At 75.7% G+C, this 22,677-nt stretch carries 17 protein-coding genes, 1 tRNA gene and 1 pseudogene; 11 read left to right on the forward strand and 8 right to left on the reverse strand.

Going from position 1 to position 22,677, the window contains the following annotated elements:
- The first annotated feature begins 239 nt into the window (after nt 1-239).
- Nucleotides 240-1,433 (forward strand): low temperature requirement protein A, encoded by a 1,194-nt coding sequence (locus tag ACFVVL_RS18130; protein ID WP_387676226.1) that lies wholly within the window; start codon nt 240-242, stop codon nt 1,431-1,433.
- 170 nt (nt 1,434-1,603) lie between these two features.
- Here the strand turns inward: ACFVVL_RS18130 and ACFVVL_RS18135 are convergent.
- Nucleotides 1,604-2,542, reverse strand: a pseudogene (locus ACFVVL_RS18135) (LysR family transcriptional regulator); the annotation flags it as partial.
- 341 nt (nt 2,543-2,883) lie between these two features.
- Here ACFVVL_RS18135 and snpA (ACFVVL_RS18140) point away from each other — a divergent pair.
- The 4 genes from snpA (ACFVVL_RS18140) to ACFVVL_RS18155 all read left to right on the forward strand — a co-directional run bounded on the left by snpA (ACFVVL_RS18140) (nt 2,884) and on the right by ACFVVL_RS18155 (nt 7,536).
- Nucleotides 2,884-3,528, forward strand: a complete 645-nt coding sequence (gene snpA, locus ACFVVL_RS18140; protein ID WP_387676229.1) for a snapalysin — start codon at nt 2,884-2,886, stop codon at nt 3,526-3,528.
- Nucleotides 3,529-3,682: 154 nt separating this feature from the next.
- On the forward strand, nt 3,683-4,297 hold the full coding sequence (snpA, locus tag ACFVVL_RS18145; RefSeq protein ID WP_380290441.1) for a snapalysin: 615 nt from the start codon (nt 3,683-3,685) through the stop codon (nt 4,295-4,297).
- Between the two features lie 254 nt (nt 4,298-4,551).
- A complete protein-coding gene (locus ACFVVL_RS18150) occupies nt 4,552-5,208 on the forward strand; it encodes a pentapeptide repeat-containing protein (RefSeq protein ID WP_387676232.1) in 657 nt (218 codons plus the stop codon).
- A gap of 213 nt (nt 5,209-5,421) precedes the next feature.
- The gene (locus ACFVVL_RS18155; protein ID WP_387676235.1) at nt 5,422-7,536 is read left to right on the forward strand and encodes a phosphocholine-specific phospholipase C; all 2,115 of its coding nucleotides are present in this window, start codon (nt 5,422-5,424) and stop codon (nt 7,534-7,536) included.
- 23 nt (nt 7,537-7,559) lie between these two features.
- Here ACFVVL_RS18155 and ACFVVL_RS18160 read toward each other — a convergent pair whose 3' ends face one another.
- A complete protein-coding gene (locus tag ACFVVL_RS18160) occupies nt 7,560-8,357 on the reverse strand; it encodes a phosphoribosyl-dephospho-CoA transferase MdcG domain-containing protein (RefSeq protein ID WP_380290447.1) in 798 nt (265 codons plus the stop codon).
- Between the two features lie 241 nt (nt 8,358-8,598).
- Here ACFVVL_RS18160 and ACFVVL_RS18165 point away from each other — a divergent pair, with 241 nt between their 5' ends.
- Entirely contained in the window at nt 8,599-8,865 is a 267-nt protein-coding gene (locus ACFVVL_RS18165) for a hypothetical protein (RefSeq protein WP_380290449.1), read from the forward strand.
- Between the two features lie 79 nt (nt 8,866-8,944).
- Here the strand turns inward: ACFVVL_RS18165 and ACFVVL_RS18170 are convergent, their stop codons facing one another.
- Nucleotides 8,945-12,172, reverse strand: coding sequence for a S41 family peptidase (locus tag ACFVVL_RS18170; protein WP_387676239.1), 3,228 nt, complete (start codon nt 12,170-12,172; stop codon nt 8,945-8,947).
- Nucleotides 12,173-12,396: 224 nt separating this feature from the next.
- On the opposite strand from ACFVVL_RS18170, the gene ACFVVL_RS18175 reads away from it, so the two are divergent.
- Nucleotides 12,397-14,100: a chitinase gene (locus ACFVVL_RS18175; RefSeq protein WP_380296503.1), complete on the forward strand. Its 1,704-nt coding sequence runs from the start codon at nt 12,397-12,399 to the stop codon at nt 14,098-14,100.
- 73 nt (nt 14,101-14,173) lie between these two features.
- Here ACFVVL_RS18175 and ACFVVL_RS18180 read toward each other — a convergent pair whose 3' ends face one another.
- The gene (locus ACFVVL_RS18180) at nt 14,174-14,536 is read right to left on the reverse strand and encodes a MerR family transcriptional regulator (RefSeq protein WP_380296505.1); all 363 of its coding nucleotides are present in this window, start codon (nt 14,534-14,536) and stop codon (nt 14,174-14,176) included.
- A 65-nt stretch (nt 14,537-14,601) separates the two neighbouring features.
- On the opposite strand from ACFVVL_RS18180, the gene ACFVVL_RS18185 reads away from it, so the two are divergent.
- Nucleotides 14,602-15,819: an MFS transporter gene (locus ACFVVL_RS18185; RefSeq protein WP_387676243.1), complete on the forward strand. Its 1,218-nt coding sequence runs from the start codon at nt 14,602-14,604 to the stop codon at nt 15,817-15,819.
- A gap of 9 nt (nt 15,820-15,828) precedes the next feature.
- Here the strand turns inward: ACFVVL_RS18185 and ACFVVL_RS18190 are convergent, their stop codons facing one another.
- Both ACFVVL_RS18190 and ACFVVL_RS18195 read right to left on the reverse strand, forming a co-directional pair.
- Nucleotides 15,829-16,539 carry a response regulator gene (locus ACFVVL_RS18190; RefSeq protein WP_380296507.1) on the reverse strand — a complete coding sequence of 237 codons (711 nt, stop codon included), beginning with the start codon at nt 16,537-16,539 and terminating at the stop codon, nt 15,829-15,831.
- A complete protein-coding gene (locus tag ACFVVL_RS18195; RefSeq protein ID WP_387676247.1) occupies nt 16,536-17,726 on the reverse strand; it encodes a sensor histidine kinase in 1,191 nt (396 codons plus the stop codon). The genes ACFVVL_RS18190 and ACFVVL_RS18195 overlap by 4 nt, the downstream gene beginning before the upstream one ends.
- A 195-nt stretch (nt 17,727-17,921) precedes the next feature.
- Between ACFVVL_RS18195 and ACFVVL_RS18200 the strand changes: the two genes are divergently transcribed.
- Both ACFVVL_RS18200 and hemC read left to right on the forward strand, forming a co-directional pair.
- Nucleotides 17,922-18,638, forward strand: a complete 717-nt coding sequence (locus ACFVVL_RS18200) for a DUF2306 domain-containing protein (RefSeq protein WP_387676249.1) — start codon at nt 17,922-17,924, stop codon at nt 18,636-18,638.
- 42 nt (nt 18,639-18,680) lie between these two features.
- On the forward strand, nt 18,681-19,616 hold the full coding sequence (gene hemC / locus ACFVVL_RS18205) for a hydroxymethylbilane synthase (RefSeq protein WP_387676252.1): 936 nt from the start codon (nt 18,681-18,683) through the stop codon (nt 19,614-19,616).
- A gap of 70 nt (nt 19,617-19,686) precedes the next feature.
- Here the strand turns inward: hemC and ACFVVL_RS18210 are convergent.
- Nucleotides 19,687-19,760 (reverse strand) — tRNA-Lys (locus ACFVVL_RS18210).
- Between the two features lie 82 nt (nt 19,761-19,842).
- On the reverse strand, nt 19,843-20,751 hold the full coding sequence (locus tag ACFVVL_RS18215) for an NADP-dependent oxidoreductase (protein WP_387676255.1): 909 nt from the start codon (nt 20,749-20,751) through the stop codon (nt 19,843-19,845).
- 196 nt (nt 20,752-20,947) lie between these two features.
- Here ACFVVL_RS18215 and ACFVVL_RS18220 point away from each other — a divergent pair, with 196 nt between their 5' ends.
- A complete protein-coding gene (locus ACFVVL_RS18220) occupies nt 20,948-22,531 on the forward strand; it encodes a Na+/H+ antiporter (protein WP_380296517.1) in 1,584 nt (527 codons plus the stop codon).
- Nucleotides 22,532-22,677: the final 146 nt, after the last annotated feature.

Raw genomic sequence — 22,677 nt, forward strand, 5'->3', positions numbered from 1 at the left:
CGCGGGCGCGTCCGGAAACCCGTCGCGCTGTCACCCGGTTCGCGCACCGGGACGTCAACTCTCGCTGACGACACGACATATCGGGACATAATCGGTCAGTTGTGGTGCTCGCCGACACCTTGTGCACTCCCGGACAACAACCGGTGCTCCCCAGTGCCCTCGGGTGCGTGCGCGGGGTGCGGCGCGCTGTCAGGATGCGGCGGGTACCGTCCGCCCGTCCGGAGTCCGGAGCCCCGTTCATGAGCAGTGATTCCTCCGCCGTCCCCCTCCCGCACCCCGTCGATCCGCGCCCGGTGCGCCGGATGGTCCCGCGCAGCCGGGACGAGCCGCACCGGGTCGCCACCCCGCTGGAGCTCTTCTTCGACCTCTGCTTCGTGGTCGCGGTCGGCCAGGCCGGCCGGGAGCTCGCCCACGACCTCGCGGGCGGTCATTGGGGCGACGGCCTGGCCGGCTACCTCTTCGCCTTCTTCGCCATCTGGTGGGCGTGGATGAACTTCACCTGGTTCGCCTCCGCCTACGACTGCGACGACGTGCCGTACCGGATCACCACCCTGGTCCAGATCGCCGGCGTGCTGGTCCTCGCGGCCGGCGTGCCGCGGCTCTTCGCCGACCAGGACATCGTGCTGGTGGTGCTCGGGTACGTGGTGATGCGGCTGGCCATGGTCACCCAGTGGCTGCGCGCGGCGGCCGCCGAGGAGGGGCTGGCCCGTACGGTGGCGCTGCGCTACGCCGCCGGGATCACGCTCTGCCAGATCGGCTGGGGCGTGGTGATGCTGCTGCCGCACGACGTGCGGACGGTGGTGATCCCGATCGGGATCCTGGCCGAGCTGGCGGTGCCGGCGATCGCCGAACTGCGGCTGCAGACGCCCTGGCACCCGCACCACATCGCCGAGCGGTACGGCCTGTTCACGCTGATCGTGCTCGGCGAGACGGTGGCGGCGGCGACCGTGGCGGTGCAGTCCGCGGTGGACGAGCACGAGGGACTGGGCCGGCTGCTGCCGGTTGCGGCCGGCGGTCTGCTGATCTGCTTCTCGGCCTGGTGGATCTACTTCGCCCGGCCGGTCCACGAGCACCTGCGGTCCAGTCGGCAGGCCTTCCTCTGGGGGTACGGCCACTACCTGGTGTTCGGCGCGGCGGCGGCGATCGGCGCCGGTCTGGAGGTGGCGGTCGAATCGGCCGTGCACAAGGCGCACATCTCCGAGACGGCCGCCACCGCGACGGTGACCGTGCCGACCGCGCTCTACCTGTTCACCGTCTGGGCGCTGCACGCCCGGCACGCCAAGACCGGCGCGGTTCAGCTGGCGCTGCTCCCGGTGGCGTCGGTGGCGGTGCTCGCCTGTACGGCGGCGGGCGGCTCCGGCGTCCTCGCGGCGGGCCTGGTGACGGCGGTCACGGTCGCGGCCGGGGTGGCGCTGCACACGAGGGAGCGCTGAACGTGGACCGGACCGCGGCGCTGCGGTGAGCCCTCCCGCGGCTGCCCGTCGCGGGGGTGCTCCCCGGCCCGGCCGGTCGCGCCGTCCGGCGGGCCCGCGCCGTTCAGCACCACGGGGCCGCCCGCCCGGAGCGGGTCCGGCGGCGGCCCCGGCAGGGCGCGCAGCACCTCGTCGTGCCCGGAGAGCCAGGTCCGGTACGCCGGGCTGGCCTGGGCGAGGTCGCAGTAGGCCGCCCGCAGTTCCTCGTACAGCGCGTCGCGGGCGGGCGGGCCGAGCGCGCGCGGCCGCCAGACCAGCAGCAGCCGCACGGCCAGCGGGTCGCCGTGCAGCCGGCGCACGACGCTGCCCGGCCCGGGCAGGGAGGTCGGCTGGCAGGGGCGGACCGCCTCCCCGGAGGCGACCAGTTCGGCGGCGGTGGCGTTGTCCCGCACCTGGACCACCCGGGGGTTGAGCCCGGCGGCGCGGAACACCCGGCGCATCGCGGCGTACTCGTGGTCGGCGGTGGGGTCCACCATCCAGGTGTCCTCGGCGAGTTCGGCCAGCCGCACCACCGGACGGGCGGCCGCCGGGTGGCCGGCCGCGAGCGCGACGAACTGCGGCTCGCGGGCGAGCAGCACCCGGTGCTCGGCGTCCGGGGGCAGCCGCAGCGGGAAGCCCTCGCTCTCGTGCACGAAGGCGACGTCCAGCTGGTCGGCGGCGATCATCCGGAGCAGGGCGTTGGCCGAGATGTCGATCTGGATGGTGGTGTCGGTCTCCGGCAGCCGCTCGTGCAGCCGGCGCAGCCAGGCGGCCACCGCCCGGCTGCCGACGCTGCCGATCCGCAGCCGCCGGGCCCGCTCGCCGCCGGCCGCCTCCCGGGCCTCCTGGCGGGCGGCGGCCACCAGTGCCGCCATCTCGGCGATCACCGGCCTGGCCCGGGACAGCACGGAATGGCCGAGCGCGGTGGGCCGGCTGCCGGTCTGCTCCCGGGTGAACAGCGTGCCGCCGACGGCCCGTTCGATGCGGTGCAGCTGGGTGGTGAGCGACGGCTGGGTCATGCCGAGCTGCAGCGCGGCCTTGCGGAGGCTTCCGGTGTCGGCGATCGCGCACAGCACCCGCAGGTGTCTCACGTCGAGCTCCACACCGGGGAGCGTAACGGCCGAAACGGTCTTGCGCCAGGGACATGACAGGCTGTCCGGCCGGCCAGGCACCGACGGCGGCCCCGCCGCGGCGGCCGCCGGACCGATCCCCGCGCGGATCCCCGGACGGGGCGTCGGACGGGGCGTCGGGCGGGGCGGACGGGGCGGCGGGCGGATCGTCGGGCGGTGCGGTGATTGGCCCGGGCTATCGCCGGTTGACATCATCCGCCGGGCCGCCGGCCTGGCCGAAGCTCTGGGGGCAGCAAAGCATCCATCCGTTGCCCGCGGCCCGGCCCCCACCGGCCGCGGCGCACTCGCGAAGCGGAGCCCCCATGAACCGTGTGCCGCGCACGCTCTCCGTCGCGCTCGGACTGGTCCTGGCCGCGGGAACGGCGGCCGTCCTGCCGACCGCCGCCGGCGCCGCGCCGGCGGCCGCCCCCGGAACCGTCCGGCACTACGCCCCGGGCGCGCCCGCCGGGGGCGCGGGCAGGGCGGACGACCGGGCGTTCTTCGAGGCCGTCATGAAGTCCGCGCGGGCCAAGCAGGCCGCCAACCCGTTCCTCCTGGCCGTCACCGTGACCTACGACGCGAGCAACGCGCCGTCCTTCGCCGCGCAGATAGCCCAGAGCGCGCAGATCTGGAACGGCTCGGTGAGCAACGTCCGGCTCCAGGAGGGGGGCAACGCCGACTTCGCCTACTACGAGGGCGACGACCCGGACAACGGCTCCTACGCCAGCACCGACGGCCACGGCAACGGCTACATCTTCCTCGACTACACCCAGAACCAGCAGTACGCCTCGCTGCGCGTCACCGCGCACGAGACCGGGCACGTGCTGGGGCTGCCGGACCACTACTCCGGCCCGTGCAGCGAGCTGATGTCCGGCGGCGGCCCCGGCCCCTCGTGCACCAACCCGTACCCCAACAGCACGGAGCGCAGTCGCGTCAACTCCCTGTGGCGGTACGGCCTGGCCGGCTGATCCGGCCCCTTCGACGGCCGCCCGCCAGGCGGCCCCCCGGCGTGCGCCGACCGGACGACCCCCTCCGGCCGGTCGGGAGCGTGCCCATGCGCACCACCGCCCCACCGCACCACCTTTCACCCCCACCCCTCGACCCGTGAACGGGAGCCCCCACATGAACCGTGTCTCGCGCACGTTCTCCGCCGCCCTCGGCCTGGCGCTCGCCGCCGGCCTGGCCGCCCTGCCGACCAGCGCCGCCGCCGCGCCGACCCAGGGCTACACGGCGTCCGGCACCGCCTACGCCGGTTCGGCCGCCGAGGACGCCAACAACCAGGCGTTCTTCGAGGCCGTCATGAAGTCCGCGCGGGCCAAGCAGGCCGCCAACCCGTTCCTGCTGGCCGTCACCGTGACCTACGACGCCAGCAGCGCGCCCACGTTCCGCAGCCAGATCACCCAGAGCGCGCAGATCTGGAACAGCTCGGTCACCAACGTGCAGCTCCGCGCCGGCACGGCGGCCGACTTCCGCTACTACGAGGGCAACGACTCGCGCGGCTCCTACGCCAGCACCGACGGCCACGGCCGCGGCTACATCTTCCTCGACTACGCGCAGAACCGGCAGTACAACTCGGTGCGCGTCACCGCCCACGAGACCGGCCACGTGCTCGGCCTGCCGGACCACTACTCGGGCCCGTGCAGCGAGCTGATGTCCGGCGGCGGCCCCGGCACCTCCTGCACCAACCCGTACCCGAACACCACCGAGCGCTCCCGGGTGAACTCCCTCTGGCGGTAACCCCCAGGGCCTCGCCCGCGCACCGCAGTGACGGCCCGGTCGCCGCAACCCCGGCGACCGGGCCGCCCCGCGTGCGTTCCCGCCCCCGTGGCGTACCCGAGCAGGGCCGGCGGTGCGCGCCCCACCGTGTCACCGCCGCGCCCGCTCGCGCCGGACGGCCGCCGCGCCCGTCGGCCCCGGACTGTCGGTGCCCCGTGCGAGCATGCGGACCAGGACCACGACCCGTCCGCCGCCGACCGCGAGGTGCCTCCGTCATGCCCCAGCACGTCCCCGACCGCCTGGAAGACCTGCCCTACGCCGGCCACCTGACCCCGCACACCGGCCCGCTGCGCAGCGACGGGCGCTACGACACCGTGCACTTCGACGGCGGCGAGTACACCGGGCAGGCGGCGGGCGGCGCGACCTTCCTGGAGTGCGCCCTCACCGGCGTCGCGCTGAGCGGCGTCAGGCTCCGCCAGGCCCGGTTCAACGAGGTCTGGGTGCAGGCCGGCCGCTGGGTGGCCTGCGACCTCGCCGACAGCGAGTGGCAGGACAGCGCGGTCACCGGCGGCGTGCTGGCCGGCATCGCCGCCCACGGCTCGGCGCTGCGCCGGGTGGTGTTCCGCGGCTGCAAGCTGGAGGCGGTCAACCTGCGCGCGGCCGTGCTGCGCGACGTGGTCTTCGAGGACTGCCTGCTGCGCGACGTCGACTTCGGCGACGCGAAGCTCACCGACGTCACCTTTCCCGGCTCCACCCTGGAGGAGGTCCGGCTGCGCGGTGCCGCCCTGAGCAAGGTCGACCTGCGCGGCGCCGTCTCCCTCGGCCTGCCCGACGGCCACCAGGGCCTGCGCGGCGCCCTGATCAGCCCCACCCAGCTCTTCGAACTGGCCCCCCAGTTCGCCCAGGCCCTGGGGATCACGGTGCAGGCCTGAGGGCGCCCCGCAGGTCGTCGACGCCGTCCGCCGCCGGTAAGGGGCATGTCCGGCTCCGTTCAGCCGCGCGTCGTTCGGCGACCCCGGGGGGAACAGTGCGCCAACCCTGACGCCCGCCCCTGGTGGGGCGGTTCGGGCGGGTGGAGGATGCTGCGCGGTCGAGTGGGCCCCGACTTGTGTGCACAACCTCCAGTGAAGGGACGGGCTGGGCTGATGGCCGAGCTGAGTCGTAGGAAGTTCGTGACCCTGTCCGGTGCCGCCGCCGCGGGGCTCGCCGTGGCCGGTGCCGGAACCACCGGTGCCGGGGCGGCCCCGGCCGCCGACGCACCGGCGGGCACGCCGGCCGCCGCGCCGGCCGCCGCGCCGTCGGCGGCGCTGTCGCAGACCGGCACCCTCGCCGACGCGCGGCACATCGTGATTCTGATGCAGGAGAACCGCAGCTTCGACCACTACTTCGGCATGCTGCGCGGCGTGCGCGGCTTCGCCGACCGCTCCGCCGTCCAGATCGCCGGCGGCTACTCCGTCTTCAACCAGCCCAACGGCCTGCTGGCCCGCCAGTACCCGTGGCAGTTCAGCCTCACCAAGCCGGCCGGCGGCGCCGACCCGGAGCGCCTGGCCCAGTGCAACGGGGATCTCAGCCACGGCTGGAGCGATCAGCACCGCGCCTGGAACGGCGGGAAGCTGGACTCCTGGGTGGCGGCCAAGGGCAACGTCCGCACCCTGGGCTTCCTCACCCGCCAGGACATCCCGTTCCACTACGCGCTGGCCGAGAACTGGACCATCGCCGACGCCTACTTCTGCTCGGTGCTGAGCGCCACCGGCCCCAACCGCACGTACCACTGGTCCGGCCAGATCGACCCGTCCGGCGCGGCGGGCGGCCCGGCCTACGACGGCGGCGACGAGAAGGGCCTGCGCTGGCAGACCTACGCCGAGGCGCTGGAGAACGCCGGCGTCAGCTGGAAGGTCTACCAGAACGCCGCCGACAACTACGGCGACAACGCCCTGGCCTACTTCACCCAGTTCGCCGGCGCGCCCGCCGGCAGCCCGCTCGCGGTCAAGGGCATGGGCTCCGTGCCCAAGGTCACCGGCCGGACCCCGGACGACATCGTCGCCGCGATCAAGGCCGACGTGCTGGCCGGCAGCCTCCCGCAGGTCTCCTGGATCGTCCCCAACCAGGAGGTCTCCGAGCACCCGTACGCCACCCCGGCCGACGGCGCGCACTTCGTCCACAACGTGATCGACGCGCTCAACGCGGACCCGGACGTCTTCAACTCCACCGTGCTGCTCCTCAACTACGACGAGAACGACGGCTTCTTCGACCACGTCCCGCCGCCCGCCGCGCCGGCCGGCACCCCGGGCGAGTTCTACAACGGCACCGCCATCGGCCTCGGCTTCCGCGTCCCGCTGATCGCCGTCTCGCCGTGGACCCGCGGCGGCTGGGTCTCCTCCGAGGTCTTCGACCACACCTCGGTGCTGCGCTTCCTGGAGAAGTGGACCGCGGCCATCGGCAAGCCCGCCACCTGCGTCAACATCAGCGACTGGCGCCGGCGGGTCTGCGGCGACCTCACCGGCCTGTTCGACTTCGCCAACCCGGTGTACGGCCTGCCCGCGCTGCCCGCCACGGCCGGCGCGGTGGTCGGCATGGCCAACTGCGGGCCGCTGCCCAACCCGGCCCCGGTCGACAACAAGCTGCCCGCCCAGGAGATCGGGACCCGCCCGGCCCGCGCCCTGCCCCACCAGCCGAACGCCGTCCTGGACCACCTGGAGTTCGGCTCCGGCGGCGTGATCAAGGTCTGGCTGACGATGGCCAACCAGGGCGCGGTGGCGACGAAGTCCGCCCACTTCGCCGCGTACGCCAACGCCTACCGCAGCGGCGGTCCCTGGCAGTACACCGTCGACCCGGGCGGCAGCCAGAGCGACTTCTTCAACTGCGGCACCGGCTACGGCAGCGGCCAGTACGACCTGAGCGTGATCGGGCCCAACCGCTTCCTGCGCCGCTTCAGGGGCGACGCCACCAAGGCCGGCAGGAACGCGGCCGTCACCTGCTGGTACGCCGTCGAACCGGGCACCGGCAGGCCGGCGGTGTACTTCGGGCTCGCCAACACCGGCACCACCGCGCTGACCTTCACCATCACGTCCACCAACTACCGCACCGACGGCCCCTGGACGTACCAGGTGCCGGCCGGCGGCAGCGTGAGCGACTTCTTCAACGCCGTCGCCCTGACCAACGGCTGGTACGACTTCACCGTCACGGTGAACGCCGACAGCACCTGGTCGCAGCGGTTCACCGGTCACCTGGAGACCGGCGCCGCCAGCGTCAGCGGCTGAGGCCCGGCGGGCACGTCACCGCCTCACAGGCCCCGGGGGAACCACGGGTCGTGGACCTCCCGGGGCCCGTAGGGCGTGAGCAGGGTCAGGGACAGCGGCGACGCCGCGTACTCGGCCAGCAGCACCGCGCCGTGCCGGGTCTCCAGCTCGGCCTGGACCGGCACCCGCAGCCGGCTGAGCGCCCGCCGCAGCTGCAGCGCGTCGCGCCGGCTCACCGGCTGCGGCGCGCGCAGCACCAGCCGCAGCGGGCTCAGCGGGCCGGCCACCGGTTCGCCGGTGGCCAGCTCGTAGCCGATCGCGCCGATCGGCCCCCAGGCCAGCCGGTGGTCGGCGATCAGCTGTCCGGCGAGCGGCAGCACGGTCAGCGCGGGAACCGCCGCCACCCGTTCGGGCGACAGCAGGGAGAGCCGCCCCGGCAGCTGTTCGGGGCGCAGCGTGCGGGCCACCGCGGCCCGGGGCGCCAGCGCGTCCAGCCGCTGCCCGCGGTGGGGGCCGCGCACGGTCACCGGCAGCCAGGTCTCCGGCGCGGCCGAGACGTCCCGGGTGCAGCGCACGGGGTGCGGGGTGTCGGCGGGGGTGCCCGCCACGGCCGGCGCCCGCCCGACGGTCACCCAGGGGTGCGCCCGCAGCACCTGCCGCGCCCAGTCCGGCAGGGGTCCGCCGCCGAGCGGCCGCAGCGAGCTGGGGCACTGCATCAGCAGCAGGTCGTGGACGCCCGCCTGCCGTCCGTCGAGCGCGGCCAGTGAGCCGACCAGCCGGCGCGGTCCGCCGTGCGGCTCCTCACTCGGGCGGGGGACGCGGGGGCGGGCGGCGACGGTCACGGCGGGCTCCAGGGGTGGGATCGGGACCGGCTGACGGCTCCACCCTCCCCCCGGCCCCGCCGGGAGGGCTACGGCCTTTCGGCGCCCGCGACCAGGGACCAACGGCTCAACGGCCGCCGGCTCCGGTCCGGCCGCCGGGCCCCGGGCAGCGGGTGCGGTCGGCGGGTCCGGGCAGCGGGTGCGGGCCGGGCGCGGCGGTGTGAGAGTGGGGGCAGTCCGGAATTCGCCCGGAGGAGGAGTCATGGGAATCTTCGACAGGTTCCGCCACAAGGCCCCGCAGACCGCCGAGGAGAGCAGGTCCTCGCTCGCGGCGGGCGCCGAGCGGGACACCACCGCGACGACCGACGCCGCGCAGCGCGCCGCGCTGGCCCACGACGAGGCCGTCGACGCCTTCAGCGCCGAGACGGAGAAGGCCCGCGAGGCGCAGGAGGCCTCCGCGGCCGGGGAGCGGGAGGCCGAGGAGCGTGCCCGCCAGGACATGACCTCCGAGGGCGACCCCTGGGGCTGACCGCCCGCCGCGCCCGCTCCACCGCTCCCCGCCGCACCGCTCCCCGCTTCACCGCCGCCCGCCGCTGCCGCCCCCGGGGTCACCGTTCCCGGGGCGGCAGCGGCGGGCGCCGCAGGTCGGGGCGCGGCGTGTCCGCCGGCGGCGGGACGGCGGCCGGCGCGTCGTCCAGCAGCTCCAGCGCCAGCCGCACCGCCGTGACCAGCTCCGGGTACCGCCCCGCGGCCCAGTCCCGGGGGGCCCGCAGCACGTGTACGTCCGGCTCGACCCCCCGGTTCTCCACCGACCAGCCGAGCCCGCCGGTGAACCACGAGGCGTTCTTCGGCACCGAGATCTGCGTCCCGTCGCCGAGCAGGTGCCGCCCCGTCATGCCGACCACCCCGCCCCAGGTCCGGGTGCCGACCACCGGGCCGAGTCCGAGCAGCCGGATGGCGGCGATGATGACGTCGCCGTCCGAGCTGGTGGCCTCGTCGGCGAGCGCCACCACCGGCCCGCGCGGCGCGTCGCGCGGCCAGCGCACCGGTTCCCGGCCGCGGCTGAAGTCCCAGGCCAGGACCCGGCGGGTGAGCTTCTCCAGGACCAGTTCGGAGACGTTGCCGCCGGCGTTGCCGCGCACGTCCAGGACCAGCGCGGGCTTGTCCAGCTCCCGCCGCACGTCCCGGTTGAACTGCGCCCAGCCCGAGCCGCCGAGGTCCGGGATGTGCAGGTAGCCGCACCGGCTGTCGCTGAACTCCCGGACCAGGGCGCGCCGTTTGGCCACCCAGTCCTGGTAGCGGACGGCCCGCTCGTCGGTGAGCGGGGTGACGGTGATCCGGCGCACGGCGCCGTCGGGGCCGCCCCGGCGCAGGGTGAGCTCGACGCTGGTGCCGCCGGTGCCGGCGAGCAGCGGCAGCGGGCCGCGCACCGGGTCGACGGGCCGCCCGGCGACGGCGAGCAGTTCGTCGCCGGCCCGCACGCCGTGGGTGGCGAGCGGGGCGCGGGCGCGCGGGTCGGAGGACTCGCCGGGCAGGATCCGGTCGACCAGCCAGCGCCCGTCGGAGGAGCGGTGGGCGTTGGCGCCGAGCAGGCCGAGCGGCTGCTGGGCGAGCGCGGGGCCCTCGCCGCGCCGGGACGGCGTGACGTAGGCGTGCGAGGTGCCGAGTTCGCCGAGCAGCTCGCGCAGCAGGTCGGCGAAGTCGTCGGGGCCGGCGATCCGTTCCAGCAGGGGTTCGTACTGGGCGGTCAGGGCGGGCCAGTCCAGCCCGCACATGCCCGCGTCCCAGAACTGGTCGCGCACGATCCGGGCGGCCTCCGCGTAGGCCTGGCGCCACTCGGCCGCCGGGTGCACGGTGTGGGTGATCCGCCGCAGGTCGACGGTGGTGCCGGCGGACGGCGCGGCGACCGGGACGATCCGCAGGGTGCCGGCCGAGTAGACGGCCACCGAGCCGCCGTCGCCGGAGACCGCGTAGCCGTCGAGCCGGTCGGCGAGCGTGGAGCGCGAGCCGCGGGCCAGGTCGAAGTACTCCAGGGAGGGGCGGCCGGAGGTGTCGTCGGGGTTGGTGAAGGTCTGCCCGAGGACGCCGGAGATCGGCCAGCGCAGCCAGACCAGCCCGCCCCGGACGGCGTCGGTGGCGGAGTACTTGCCGGCGAGCACCGGGAACGGGATCAGCCGCTCGCCGATGCCCTCGGCGTCCACCTCCACGGTGCCGTCGCCGCCGCCGTCGCCGTGCGGGGCGCCGTCCTCGGGCGGGGCGGCGAACGGTGAGGGCGTCCCGGTGGTGAGCGGCACGACGTAGGGGCGGCAGCCGAGCGGGAAGGAGAGGTCGCCGGTGTGCACGTCGTGCACGGGGTCGAAGCCGCGCCAGGAGAGGAAGACCAAGTAGCGGCCGTCCCGGGTGAAGACCGGCTGCTCGTCCTCGAAGCGGCCGTCGGTGACGTCGGTGACCGGGGCCGGGGCGTCGGCGCGGGTGAGCCGGATGCGGCGCAGCGAGCGGCCGGCGGCCGGCTGGGACCAGGCGATCCAGTGCGAGTCGGGGGAGAAGCGGGCGCTGGTGACCGGGCCGTGGCCGGAGGCGGCGAGTTCGCGCACCCCGCCGTCGGCGGCGGTGACCAGCAGCAGCCGGCCGTCGGAGGTGGTGGCCGCGAGGCGGGCGCCGTCGGGGGCGGCGGTGAGTTCCAGGACGCGGCCGATCCGACCGGCGGCGAGCACCCGGCGGCCGTGCTGCGCGGGGGCGTGCTCGTGGCCGGGCAGCGGCACGATCTCGACCGCGTCCTCGCCCTCGGCGTCGGTGATCCAGGCGGCCTCGCCGGTGCGGCCGAGCACCACCGGCAGCCGGGTGCGCACGCCGGGGGTGTCGGCGAGCGCCCGGGCCGGGCCGTCGCGGTGGGTCAGCCAGTACTGGCTGCCGCGCACGGTGATCACTCCGGCCCGCCCGGTGGCGTCGCAGGCGAGGTCCTTGACGTGCGAGGCGGCGCTCACCTGGTACGGGCGCCGGCCGGCCCGGGCGCCGCCGAGCGGGACGCGCAGCCGGCGCGGTGCGGGCGCGTCCAGGCCGTCGAGCAGCCAGAGGTCGCCGGCGTGCTGGTAGACGATCCGCACGCCGTCGGTGGCGGCCTCGCGGGCGTAGTAGGAGGCGTGGTCGGTGTGCCGGCGCAGGTCGGTGCCGTCGGGGCGGCAGGAGTAGAGGTTGCCGACGCCCTCGTGGTCGCAGAGGAAGGCGATCCGGTCGCCGTCGGCGGCGGTGACCGGCATGGGGGAGGCGAGGTGCCCGGGCAGGTCGGGGAGGATCTGCTCGCCGTCCACCCAGAGCCGGCCGGTGGCGCCGCCCCGGTAGCGCTTCCAGGCGGCGGGCTCGTGCGGGGCGGCGCCGGTGAGCAGCACGGTGTGGGCCCGGCCGACCTGGGCGTCGCCGACCGGTCCCCAGGGCATCCGGCGCGGCGGGCGGCCGTCGGGGGGCAGGGCGTGCGCCCAGGTGTAGTGGCCGAAGGGCTCGTGGTACGAGGTGACGGCGAGCAGTTCGCCGTCCGGCAGCCAGCCGCGCAGCCGGGTGTCCTGGCTGCCCCAGTGGCTGAGCCGCAGGGCCTCGCCGCCGTCGGCGGGGGCGGCCCAGATCTCGGGGGCGAGGCTCTGCCAGGCGGTCCAGGCGAGGGTGCGGCCGTCGGGGGACAGCCGGGGGTGGCTGACCCGGGTGCGGTCGCAGCTGACCCGCCAGGCCCGGCCGGTGGCGGCGGCGCCGGGGTCGAGCGGGGCGATCCAGACGTCGTCCTCGGCGGTGAACGCCAGCAGGCCCCCGCGCAGGTGGGGGTAGCGGAGGTAGCCGGGCGACGTCACCCCTCCATGCTTCGACGGGGTGTCACGCGCGGCAACCGGAAGGGCCCCGGCGCCCGCGCGACCGGGGCCGGAACCGGTCTGGACCATTGACACCGTACGGCCGGATCCACTTCAGTGGTCTAGTCCAACTCGTCTGCCCGGCCGCGCCGTTCCCCCACCACCGGTGCGCGCCCAGGCATGCCCGGACACCCCCACGCCCGCGCCCTCCGCAAGGAGTCCCCCACATGCGCAGAACCCCCGTCACCCCCGCCCCGGCCCCCCGCCGCCGCACCCGCACCGCGCTCGCCGCCGGCACCGCCTCGGCCGTCGCCGCGGCCACCATGATCGGCCTCACCCTGGGCCTCGCGCCCAGCGCCTCGGCCGGCGAGTTCCTGGTCAACGGCGGCTTCGAGAGCGGCTCCCTCGGCCCGTGGAGCTGCGCCGCCGGCGCCGGCAGCGTCGTCACCGGCCAGGCCCACGGCGGCAGCTACGCGCTGGCCGCCGCCGCCACGGCGGGCGACACCGCCCGCTGCGCGCAGACCGTCACGGTCGCGCCCAACACCACCTACACGCTCAGCGCCTACCTCAAGGGCTCGTACGTCTACCTCGGCGTGGACGGCGGCACCTCGACCTGGACGCCCGGCACCGGCGGCGGCTACCAGAAGCTGACCACCACCTTCACCACCGGCGCCACCCAGACCAGCGCCACCGTCTACACCCACGGCTGGTACGGCCAGGGCACCTACTACGCGGACGACGTCTCGCTGGACGGCCCCGGCGCGCCCAGCCCGACCATCACGCCCACTCCCACGGTCACCCCCACCGTGACGCCCACGGTCACTCCCACCGTGACGCCCACGGTCACCCCGACCGTGACGCCCACCGTGACCCCGACCGTGACGCCCACCGGCACGCCCACCACGCCGCCGCCCGGCTCCAAGAGCCTGGTCGGCTACCTGCACGCCAGCTTCGCCAACGGCGCGGGCTACACCAAGATGGCCGACGTCCCCGACTCCTGGGACTTCATCAACCTCTCCTTCGGCGAGCCGACCTCGGTCACCTCCGGCGACATCCGGTTCAACCGCTGCCCGGTCACCGAGTGCCCGGGCGTCGAGTCCGACGCCGACTTCAAGGCCGCCATCGCCGCCAAGCGCGCCAAGGGCAAGAAGGTGCTGATCTCGATCGGCGGCCAGAACGGCCAGGTCCAGCTCACCACCACCGCCGCCCGGGACGCCTTCGTCAGCTCCGTGTCGGCGATCATCGACAAGTGGGGCCTGGACGGCCTGGACATCGACTTCGAGGGCCACTCGCTGTCGCTCCAGACCGGCGACACCGACTTCAAGAACCCGACCAGCCCGGTCATCGTCAACCTGATCTCCGCGATCAAGACGCTCAAGGCCAAGTACGGCCCGAACTTCGTGCTGACCATGGCGCCGGAGACCTTCTTCGTCCAGCTCGGCTACCAGTACTACGGCTCCGGCCCCTGGGGCGGCCAGGACCCGCGGGCCGGCGCCTACCTGCCGGTCATCCACGCCCTGCGCGACGACCTCACCCTGCTGCACGTCCAGGACTACAACTCCGGCTCCATCATGGGCCTGGACAACCAGTACCACTCGATGGGCGGCGCCGACTTCCACGTCGCGATGACCGACATGCTGCTCAAGGGCTTCCCGGTGGCGGGCAACGCCAACAACGTCTTCCCGGCGCTGCCCGCGTCCAAGGTCGCCATCGGCATGCCGGCCACCACCAACGCGGGCAACGGCTACGTCGCCCCGGCCGAGGTCAACAAGGCCCTGGACTGCCTCACCAAGCTGGCCAACTGCGGCAGCTACGTCCCGAAGGCGGGCGCCCAGCCCGGCCTGCGCGGCCTGATGACCTGGTCGATCAACTGGGACCAGTTCGGCGGCCGGGAGTTCTCGAAGAACTTCGACAGCTACTTCCGCCGCTGACGGCCCGCCGGCCGGCCCGGCCCGCCGGCCGCTGACCCACGGACCGCTGGGCGACGGGGCTCGAACCCGTCGCTCAGCGGTCCACCCGCACCGCCGCCAGGTACTCGGCGATCGCGTCCCGGTTGCGGGTCAGGCACGCGATCCGCGAGCTCATCCCCGCCAGCTCCTGCTCCAGGGTGGCGATCATCTCCGGTGTGGCGTCCTCGAAGTGGATCGTCCGGGGCTTGCTGAGGCAGGGCAGGATCTGTTTGATGATCCGGGTCGGCAGCCCCGCGTCGAGCAGCCCCCGGATCTGCAGCACCCGGTCCACCGTCGACTCCTCGTACGCGCGGTAGCCGTTCGCGCAGCGCCCGGCCGCGATCAGCCCCTGCTCCTCGTAGTAGCGCAGCAGCCGCCGGGACGCCCCGGTCCGCTCGGACAGCTCCCCGATGCGCATGTGGCCCACCTCACAACCGGTCGCGTTGACCCTCACATCAATGTGAGCGTTTGAGCATAACGGCCATGCCGACCTCCACACCGACCACCGAGCGACCCGCCGCCGACCGGCGGCCGGCCGGGCTGCCCCTGCCCGCCCTCCTCGCCCTCGCCACCGCCGTCTTCGTCACCGCCCTCACCGAGACGCTGCCCGCCGGCGTGCTGCCCGCCATGAGCGCCGACCTCGGCGTCGGCGAGTCCGCCATGGGCCAGTCCGTCACCGTCTACGCCCTCGGCACCGCCCTCACCGCCGTCCCGCTCACCGCCGCCACCGCCGGCTGGGGCCGGCGGCGCCTGCTGCTCACCGCGATGCTCGGCTTCGCCGCCGCCAACACCGTCACCGCGCTGTCCGGGAACTACCCGCTCACCATGGCCGCCCGGTTCGTCGCCGGGGTCGCCGCCGGCCTCGCCTGGGCCCTGCTCGCCGGGTACGCCCGCCGGCTCGCGCCCCCCGAGCTCCAGGGCCGGGCCATCGCCGTCGCGATGGCCGGCGCCCCGCTCGCCCTGTCGCTCGGCGTGCCCGCCGGGACCTTCCTCGGCCAGGTGCTCGGCTGGTGGGTGGCCTTCCTGCTGATGACCGTCGTCGCCCTCGGCGTCACCGGCTGGATCGCCGCCTCCGTCCCCGAGGTGCCCGGCCGGGCCCGCGGCGAGCGGACCCCGGTGCTGCGCGTCCTCACCGTCCCCGGCGTCACCCCGGTGCTCGCCGTCACCTTCGTGTTCGTCCTCGCCCACACCGTCCTCTACACCTACATCGCGCCCTTCCTCGACCGGCGCGGCATGGGCGGCGCCACCGACGCCGTGCTGCTCGCCTTCGGCGTGGCCTCGCTGGCGGGCATCTGGTTCACCGGCGCGCACATCCACCGCCGGCTGCGCGCGCTCACCCTCGCCTCGACCCTGCTGGTCGCCGCCGCGGCCGCGGTCCTCGGGCTCGCGGCCGGCAGCGCCGCCGCCGTGTACGCCGCCGCCGTGCTCTGGGGGCTCGGCTGGGGCGGCGTCCCGACCCTGCTGCAGACCGCCGCCGGGGACGCGGGCGGCGAGCGGGCGGACGCGGCGCAGGCGATGCTGGTCACCCTGTGGAACGCGGCGATGGCCGGCGGCGGCGTGGCCGGCGGCCTGCTGCTGGACGGGCTCGGCACCGGCTCCCTGCCGTGGACCGCGCTGCTCCTGCTGCTGCCGGTCCTCGCCGTCGTCCTCGCCGCCCGCACCCACGGTTTCCCGGCCCGCCGCCCGGGCGGCGGGCGATGACCGGCGGGCTCAGTGGCCGCCGAGCGGGTCCCGGGAGCGCATCAGCCCCCCGCGGTAGGAGATGGCCACCGCCTGGGCCCGGTCACGGGCGTCGATCTTCGCCAGGATCCGCTTCATGTGGGTCTTCACCGTCGACTCGGCGAGCACCAGCAGCGCGGCGATCTCCCGGTTCGAGCGCCCCTCGGCCGCCAGCCGCAGCACCTCCCGCTCGCGCGCCGTCAGCTGGGCCAGCCGGACGTCCTCCGGCTCCGGCGGGGGCCGCTCGCCGTCCCGGCCGACCATCTGGGCGACCAGGTCCCGGGTGACCGCCGGGTCCAGCACGGACTCGCCCCCGGCCAGGGTGTGCACCGCGTCGATCAGCCGCTCGGCCGAGGCCCGCTTCAGCAGGAAGCCGGCCGCCCCGGCCCGCAGCGCCCCCCAGACGTAGTCGTCGTGGTGGAAGGTGGTCAGCACCAGCACCCGGGTGGGCAGCCCGGCGGAGACGATCCGCCGGGTCGCCTCCACCCCGTCGATCCCGGGCATCCGGACGTCCATCAGCACCACGTCCGGCAGCAGCTCCCGGCAGCGGGCCACCGCCGCCAGCCCGTCGGCCGCCTCGCCGGCCACCTCGATCCGGTCGTCGGTCTCCAGCACCAGGGAGACCCCGGCGCGCAGCAGCGCGTCGTCGTCGGCCACCACCACCCGCACCCGCCCGGCCCCCGGGCCCGGTCCGGCGGTCACGGGACGGGAAGCTCGGCGCGCAGCCGGAACCCGCCCGGCTCGCCCGGCCCGTGCTCCACCCGCCCGCCGAGGACCGAGACCCGTTCGGCCACCCCCAGCAGCCCGCGGCCCGGCGCGTACCCGGCGGGCACGCCCCGCCCGTCGTCGCACACCTCGACGGCGAGCCGCCCGGCGGCGCACCGGACGGTGACCCCGACGGTCCGGGCGTCCGCGTGCTTCACCGTGTTGGTGAGCCCCTCCTGGACGATCCGGTACGCCGACACGTCCAGGCTGCGCGGCACCCGGCGGGCGGCCGGGTCGATCCGCACCCACACCCGCAGCCCGGCCCCGCCGAGCCGCTCGGCCAGCCGCTCCAGGTCGGCGATCCCGGGCTGCGGCGCCGCGCCGTCCTGCTCCCGGCCCCCGGCGGCCCGGCCCAGCGCGTCCCGGCCGTGCGCCTCGCGCCGCAGCAGGCCGAGCACCCGGTCGAGGTCGTCGAGCGCCTCCCGCCCGGTGTGCTCCAGACCGGTGAGCAGCTCCCGGGTGCGTTCCGGCTCGCGGTCGAGCAGCCGGCGGGCGGCCCCGGCCTGGACCAGCACCACGTTCAGGGTGTGGCCCACCGAGTCGTGCAGCTCCCGGGCCAGCCGGGCCCGCTCCTCGGCGACCACCTCCCGGCGCAGCAGCAGCCGGGCGGCCTCGCGCTGCTCGGCCCGCCGGGCCGTCCCGTAGCCGACCGCCCAGCCCAGCAGCCACAGGAACAGCACCCCGGCCGGGATGACGGGGTAGGCCCGGCCGAGGTCGGCGAAGTAGGCGGCCATCCCCAGCAGGGCGGCGAACGGGCCGAACCAGGCGCGCCGCCGGGGCGCGTAGAGACCGAGCGAGTAGAGGCCGACCAGGTCGGCGTACGGCGAGACGGGGCTCGGCAGCACGAACAGCGCCTCGGCCGAGAGCGCGGCCGCGCCGACCAGGTAGCCGGCCAGCGGCCTGGTCCGGCGCACCGCCAGCGGGGCGGCCACCGCCACGCTCAGGGCGAGGGCGAGCGGCAGTCCGCCGTGCAGCTCGCCCGCCGCGCCGATCCGTTCGACGGCCATCACCAGCAGGAACAGCCCGGCCAGGACGGCGTCCCAGCGGTCGGCGGGCACCGCCCGCAGCGCGGGCAGCAGCGGCCGGGGCGGCGGGGCCGCCGGGGTGTGCGGCGCAGAACTCATGACGGCTCCGGGGTGGGGGAGTGGCCGCCGCGCAGTGGTGCGGGCGCACGGGCCGTACGGTAGCGGCGGCCGTCCGGCCCGCGCATCGCCCTGGTGGGGTATTCCGGACCGGTCCGGGCACCCCGTGGGGGGCAGCCCGCGGGACCCCGCGGGGCGGACGCGGGCGGGCGCCCGCGGTCCGTAGCGTCCGGGGCCATGAACGCTCCCGACCCCCGCGCCCCGGCCGCCGCCCCCCGTCCCTCCCCTCCTGCCGTCGCGCCCGCACCCGTCGCTCCTCCCGGGCCGCCCTCCGGCCGGGCCCGCCGGGCGGGCTGGTGGACGGTCACCGTGCTCGCCTTCGCCACCGCCCTGCTCACCGCCCGCTACCTGACCCTCGACCCCGAGGTCTTCCTCGACCAGCAGCGCGCCGTCTACCTGGCCCATCGCGTCCCGCTCGCGCTGCACGTCGGCGGCGGCGTGCTGGCGGTGCTGCTCGGCCCCTGGCAGTTCCTGCCCCGGCTGCGCGCCCGCCGCCCGGGCCTGCACCGGCTGACCGGCCGGCTCTACCTGCTGGCCGTGCTGGCCACCGGCACCGGCGGCCTGCTGCTGGCCCCCTCGGGCCTGGTCGGCCCCGTCGCGCCGGCCGGCTTCACCGCGCTCGCCGTCCTGCTGCTGCTCTCCTCGGCGCTGGCCTGGCGGGCCGCCCTGCGCCGCGACCTCGTCCGCCACCGGGCCTGGGCCACCCGCTCGTTCGCGCTGATCCTGGCCGCCGCGACGCTGCGGATCTGGCTGCCGGTGGCGGACCTCGCCGGGGTGCCGTTCGAGCAGGCCTACGCCACCGCCGCCTGGACCTGCTGGCTGATCAACCTGGTGGTGGCCGAGCACCTGATCGCCCGGATCCCCGCGCCCGCCGCCGCGCCGCCGGCCGGGTGAAGCGGCATCGTCGCCGGGTGGGTGACGGCCTATCATCCAGCAATGACCACCGCAGAGTTGATCCGCATCGTGTCCCGTTCCTCGCCGATGGCGCTCGCCCAGGTCGAGCGGGTCAGGGCCGAGCTCGCCGCCCTGCACCCGGGGGTGCGCACCGAGGTGGTGCCGGTGACCACCTCCGGCGACCGCTGGATGGGCGACCTCGCCCGGCTCGGCGGCAAGGGCGCGTTCACCAAGGAGGTGGACGCCGCGCTGCTGGCCGGTGAGGCCGACCTCGCCGTGCACTGCCTCAAGGACGTGCCCGCCGACCGCCCGCTGCCGGCCGGCACGGTGTTCGCCGCCTACCTGCGCCGCGACGACATCCGCGACGCCCTCGTCCACCCCGGCGGCCTGACCCTGGACGAACTGGTGCCCGGCACCCGGATCGGCACCTCCTCGGTCCGCCGCCGGGCCCAGCTCGCCGCCTCCCACCCGCACCTGGAGTGCGTCCCGGTGCGCGGCAACGCCAACAGCCGGCTGGCCAAGCTCGCGGCGGGGGACGCGGACGCGCTGCTGCTCGCGCTGTCCGGACTGGAGCGGATCGGCGAGGCCGCGCGGATCAGCGAGGTGCTGCCGGTCGAGTCGATGTGCCCGCCGATCGGCGCCGGGATCCTCGCCCTGCAGTGCCGCGCCGAGGACACCGCCACCATCGACGCGGTCGCCGGCCTCGGCGACCACCCGACCTGGCGCGAGGCGAGCGCCGAGCGGATGTTCCTGCACGTGCTCCAGGGCCACTGCAACTCGCCGATCGCCGGCTACGCCCGGGCCGAGGCGGACGGCCGCCTGTCGCTGCGCGGGCGGGTCTTCACCCCGGACGGCAAGCGGGTCCTGGACGCCCACGAGTGGGCCGGCGCGCTGAGCCCGGAGGACCTCGGCACCGCGACCGCCCTCGCCCTCAAGCGGCAGGGCGCCTCCGAGCTGATCGCCGCCATCCCGCACTGAACCGCGGGGGAGGGCCGGCCGGGAACGCCGGAAGGCCCCTCGTTCTCACGAGGGGCCTTCCGGCTGTCTGTGCGCCGCCAGGGACTCGAACCCCGGACCCGCTGATTAAGAGTCAGCTGCTCTAACCAACTGAGCTAGCGGCGCCTGCTGACGAGGAAGACATTACCTGGTCAGCGGCCGAAACACACAATCGGCCCGGGGGCCCCGCCGCCGCGGGGGGAGCCGTTCAGGGGGTGAGGACGACCTTCCCCCGGACGTGGCCGGTGCCGACCAGCCGGTGGGCGTCGGCCGCCCGGCCCAGCGGGAAGGTGTCGGCGATCTCCAGCCGCAGCGCGCCCGCCTCCCAGAGGCCGACCAGCCCGGCCAGCCGGGCCGCCGTCCGCTCCCCCCGGATCCCCAGGACGCCCAGGCGCCGGGCCGCCGGGTAGTCGACCACGGTGCCGATCCGGGCCCGGTCGGCGACCAGCTCGACGGAGGCCTCCAGCGCCCCGCGCCCGGCCGCGTCGAAGGCCGCGTCCACGCCCCGGGGCGCCACCGCCCGCACCCGCCCGACCAGCCCCTCGCCGTACGCGACCGGGATCGCGCCCAGCTCCCGCAGGTAGCCGTGGTTGCGCTCGCTCGCGGTGCCGATCACCGTGGCGCCCCAGGCCCGGGCCAGCTGGACGGCGACCGTGCCGACCCCGCCGGCGGCGCCGTGCACGAGCACGGTGTCGCCCTCGCCCGCCTTCAGCTCGGTGAGCGCGAGGTGCGCCGTCTGCCCGGAGGCCGACAGCGCGCCCGCGTGCTCCCAGGGCATCCCGGCCGGCTTGCGCACCAGCCGCGCGGCGTCGGCGGTGACCAGCTCGGCGGCGCAGCCCAGCAGCCGGAAGCCCAGGACCTCGTCCCCGACCGCCCAGTCCCGCACGCCCTCGCCGAGCCGGTCCACCACCCCGGCGAACTCGTTGCCGGGGATCAGCCCGGGGGCGACCTCGACGCTGGCCGGGGCCCGGCCCTCCCGGATCGCGAGGTCCACCGGCTGCACCCCGGCGGCGTAGACCCGCACCCGCACCTCGCCGGGACCGGGGACGGGGTCGGGCACCGCGGTCACCCGCAGCACCTCGGGGCCGCCGAACCGGGGGACGGTCACTGCCTTCATCGCGGGCACTCCTGTCGGGTCCTGTCGAGCCTCGGGTTCCCCCGATCCTGCGGGGTGAAGTCTGCTTGAGGTCAACCCCTCCCCGGCGTGTCGTCCCAGTTGAGATCATTGTCAGATTTATCCTCGACGGCGGCCCGGGCCATGTCCGGACCGCACTCCCGTGCAGACCCTGCCCGCCACCGAGAGGACGTTCCCCGTGGGCCAGCTGCCCCTGCTCTTCCTGGTGCTGCTCGCCTCCGTGGTGACCATGCCGCTGGCCCGCCGGACCGGCGTGCCCCAACCGGTGCTGATGACCCTGCTGGGCATCGCCATGGCGCTGGTCCCGCAGATCCCCGACATCGCCATCGAACCCGAGCTGATCCTGCCGCTGGTCCTGCCGCCGCTGATCTTCGCCGTCGCCCGGCGCTCCTCGGTGCGCTACTTCAAGGCGAACATCCGCTCGATCCTGCTGCTCGCCGTCGCCCTGGTCGTGGTCACCACCGCCGCCGTGGCCGGCACCGTGCACTGGCTGCTGCCCGGACTGCCGATCGCCGCCGCCATCGCGCTCGGCGCGCTGGTCTCCCCGCCCGACCCGGTCGCCGCCGTCGCGGTGGCCGGCAGCGTCGGCCTGCCCCGCCGCCTGGTCGCCATCCTGGAGAGCGAGGGCCTGTTCAACGACGTCACCGCGATCGTCGTCTACTCGCTGGCCATCGAGGCCGTGGTCGGCGGCGACTTCTCGGCCGGCGGGGCCGTGCTGCGCTTCGTCCTCTCGGCGGTCCTCGCGGTCGTCATCGGCGTCGTCCTCGGCTGGGCCAACACCAAGCTCGCCGCCCTCCTGGAGGACCCCACCCAGCAGGTCGCGCTCAACCTGCTGGTGCCCTTCGCCGCCTACAGCCTGGCCGAGGAGATCCACGGCTCCGGCGTCCTCGCCGTCGTCGTCTGCGGCCTCTACCTCGCCGAGCGGGCCGCCGACGCCGACGCCGTCTCCTACCGGCTGGTCGGCAACGCGTTCTGGGAGATCGTCGAGATCCTCATCACCGGCGTCGCCTTCGGCCTCATCGGCCTCGAACTGGCCACCGTCCTCAAGGAGGCCGGCTCCGGCTGGACCGGCATGCTCGGCGACGCCGCCGTGGTGATCGCCGTGGTCGTGGTGGTCCGGCTGCTCTGGCTGCTCCCGGCCGGCTGGCTCTCCCAGAAGCTGCGCTCCGGCTCCGAGGAGGACACCCCGATCAGCTGGCAGGAGAGCGTGCTGCTCTGGTGGTCCGGGATGCGCGGGGTCGCCACCGTGGCCCTGGCCCTGGCCATCCCGCTCACCCTGGACTCCGGCGAGTCCTTCCCGGAGCGCGGCCGGCTGGTCTTCATCGCGTTCAGCGTGGTGCTCTTCACCCTGCTGGTCCAGGGCCTCACCCTGCCCTGGCTGGCCAAGCGCTTCGAGCTCGACCTCGGCCACGACCGGCACGAGCAGCAGGTCCGCCAGCTCTGGTGGCGGGCCGCCAAGGCCGGACTGCGGCGGCTCGGCGAACTGGAGGAGGCCGACCGGCTGCCCGCCGAGGTCGCCGACCGGCTGCGGGACCGCCAGCACGACCGGCTGGCCCGGCTCTGCCCCGAGAACTACGCCGAGGAGGAGGCCGCCGAGGCGAAGCAGCGGCTCGTCCAGTGGCGGGAGGCGCACAGCGTCGAACAGGAGATGATCGCCGCCTCCCGGCGCGAGATGCTGGTCGCCCGCGCCGAGCCCGGTGCCGACCCGGAGCTCGTCGACCAGGTGCTGCGCGGCCTCGACCTGCGCTCCGAACGGCGGTGACGGCCGGGCGGTGACGGCGGGTCGGGCGGCCGCGCGGTGACGGCCGGGCGGCCGCCCCGCGACGCGCGTCCGAACGGCGGGCATCCCGACGGATCGTCCGGATGCGGAATGTGCGCCCGGGGTCGCGGTGTTGCATAGGCTGGCCC

The organism is Kitasatospora sp. NPDC058115 (assembly GCF_042884635.1).
Classification (GTDB): Bacteria; Actinomycetota; Actinomycetes; order Streptomycetales; family Streptomycetaceae; genus Kitasatospora.